The organism is Caballeronia arationis, from assembly GCF_001544975.2.
Taxonomy (GTDB): Bacteria; Pseudomonadota; Gammaproteobacteria; order Burkholderiales; family Burkholderiaceae; genus Caballeronia; species Caballeronia arationis.
This window is the reverse complement of the sequence record NZ_FCOG02000347.1, coordinates 1-2531: the sequence shown is the minus strand read 5'-3', so window position 1 is coordinate 2531 and position 2531 is coordinate 1. Positions and strand designations below refer to the sequence as shown.

General features: G+C 57.6%; 2 protein-coding genes. One reads left to right on the top strand and one right to left on the bottom strand.

Going from position 1 to position 2531, the window contains the following annotated elements; genetic code table 11:
• On the top strand, positions 1 to 573 hold a 573-nt coding region (locus tag AWB81_RS41980; protein ID WP_235026226.1), incomplete at its 5' end, for an ATP-binding protein.
• Between the two features lie 803 nt (positions 574 to 1376).
• On the opposite strand, the gene AWB81_RS41975 is transcribed toward AWB81_RS41980, so the two are convergent.
• Positions 1377 to 2390, bottom strand: a complete 1014-nt coding sequence (locus AWB81_RS41975; protein ID WP_062644413.1) for an IS110 family RNA-guided transposase — start codon at positions 2388 to 2390, stop codon at positions 1377 to 1379.
• Positions 2391 to 2531: the final 141 nt, after the last annotated feature.

Below are 2531 nucleotides of genomic sequence, written 5' to 3'. Positions count from 1 at the left end.
CGCCCACGCGTGGATGATATGGATAACGAACGAGTACCTCATCTGCATGATCATGGGCAGTGTGTCGCTGGTTCGAGTGGGGGAGGCAAATCGCACTTGTCGTCGGCCATTGGACTGAGCCTGCTGGAGAAGGGCTGGAAGGTCTTGTTCGTGCGTACCACTGACCTCGTGCAGCGGTTGCAGGTCGCGCGCCGCGAGCTCGCTCTGGAGTCCGCCATCAACCGGCTGGATCGATTCGATTTACTTGTCTTGGACGATTTCGCATACGTCAGCAAGGATCAGGCTGAGACGTCGGTGCTGTTCGAGCTCATCAGCGCCAGGTATGAGCACCGTTCTCTTTGCATAACAGCAAATCAACCATTCGGCGAATGGGACAAGGTCTTCCCCGACCGGGCCATGACGGTCGCCGCCGTCGACCGACTGGTCCATCACTCGACGATCTTTGAAATGAACGTCGAAAGCTACCGTCGCCGTACCGCCCTGGAGCGCAAGCAGCAGGGTCCGGGACGCCCGGCCAGTAGAGCGACACCAAAGAACGTCGGCGTGCCGCCGAAACAGGAGGATCAGCTATGACGGGCAATTCGCAGCTCACGGGTGTCACGCGTTACGGCATCGACCCCACCGACTGACGCCCTGTTCTCATCCTGATTGACGCGCGGCTGGCAGGCAAAGCTCGCCGGCGTCAATCAACACCGGCATCATCACCCACGCCACCACATTCTTATCCTGATTGTCGCGCTGCCAGAATATCCGCAACGTCACGGGTTACACAGTAATCCTCGACGACTAAAGACCTCAGCTTGACTGTCGTGCGACACCCGCTCGTCCGCGTCAAATCAAAACCGCGCGTCAATCTATAAATGCTTGCCAGCGTCAATCAACATCGGCATCATCATTCTTGCCGCGACATTCTCAACCTGATTGTCGCGCGTCTCTCATCCAGATTGTCGCGCCACACGATGAATCGCTTCATGGGCCACCATCGGAAAACGTGTTGACTAACTATAGGCGATCAACACGTTTTCACACAGCCTTATATGGACACCGCCCGGTTTGCCAAGTTGATCTTCATGTGATGCCGTAACGAGGTATCGGCCGCGGTCTTATATCCGTACATGGACTCCCGCCTATGAGCAAGATCGGTGTGCATTTCGAAGGTCTCGACTGCGTCCGTACATTCGGCTTTTGATGTGCTTGCCATCAGCACGAGCCATCATGGAAGTTTGCGCGCTTGTCCCTCATCGGCCTCTTGGCTTCGTACCGCAGCCGCCGGATATATCAGGATCTACAAGCGCCGGTCCGACCGGTTCGCCATGCTGCCGCTTCTTGCGCAATCGTGAAGAGAGTGAGGTTGCGTCTGCGCGCTACAGGAAGCGCTATGCCAACTTGAAGCATTCATTGCTCGTCAATACTGCCCACGCTATTCGCGCCGTCTTGTTCGCGAGAGCGATTGCCGCGACGCTCACATGACGGCGCTGCATCACCGCCTTGATCCAGCGACTGTGCCGGTCATCCCGACGCCCGACGAAGCGCATCACCGCACGCGCCCCCTGTACCAGCAGCGTGCGAAGATAGGTGTCACCATGTTTCGTGATGCCGCCCAGCTTTGACTTGCCACCGCTCGATCGCTGTTTTGGCGTCAGACCCAACCACGCTGCGAACTGACGCCCGTTCTTGAACTGCAGTGGATCTCCCACGCCGCTAAACAATGCGGTCGCTACGAGTGGTCCGACGCCAGGAATCGTGGCAAGACGTTGGCAGCTTTCGTTGCGTTTGAATATCTCGGCAATCTCGAACGCAAGTTCGTCGATCCATCGCTGCAAGGCCGCCAACTGTTCGAGATACATCGAACCAAGCCGCCGAAGCAGGGTCGTGATGCCCGCATCAGCGTCGTTGACGAGGGCCACGATGCCTTGTCTCAACTGAACGATTCCCGTGGGGAAGATGAATCCCTCTTCGGCAAACATGCTCCGTATCTGGTTTGACTTCGCGGTTCGCTCATGAACCAATCGCTCGCGCATGCGATGAGCCGACTGCAAGGATTGCTGTTCAGCGCTTTTGATCGGTACCGGGTGAATGCCCGGTCGTGAGACTGCGGCGCAGATGGCCGAAGCATCATTCGCATCGTTCTTCCCGCCGACCAGAAAGGGCTTTACGTATTGCGTTGGCAGTAGGCGCACGGTGTGCCCCTGCGTGGTCAGTTCACGAGCCCAATAGTGCGAACCGTGACATGCTTCGATACCTATCAGGCTCGGATCCAATCTCGAAAAGAATTTCAACACCTCCGCTCGGCGCAGCTTTCGCTGTACCACTGGCCTCCCGCCACGATCGACGCCATGAACCTGGAACACGTGCTTCGCAATATCAAGACCGATGGTGAGCGTAGGCATCTCAAATCTCCCGAAGTGGCTCCCGAAGTGTGCGCCCCGGAGGGGGCGAGAGTCCATACCATCAGCTTTACGCAGGCCGAAGCCGCGAGCCCTGATGGAATGCGCCAGGAATGTCCTCATCTCGGCCACGTGCTTCAGGCA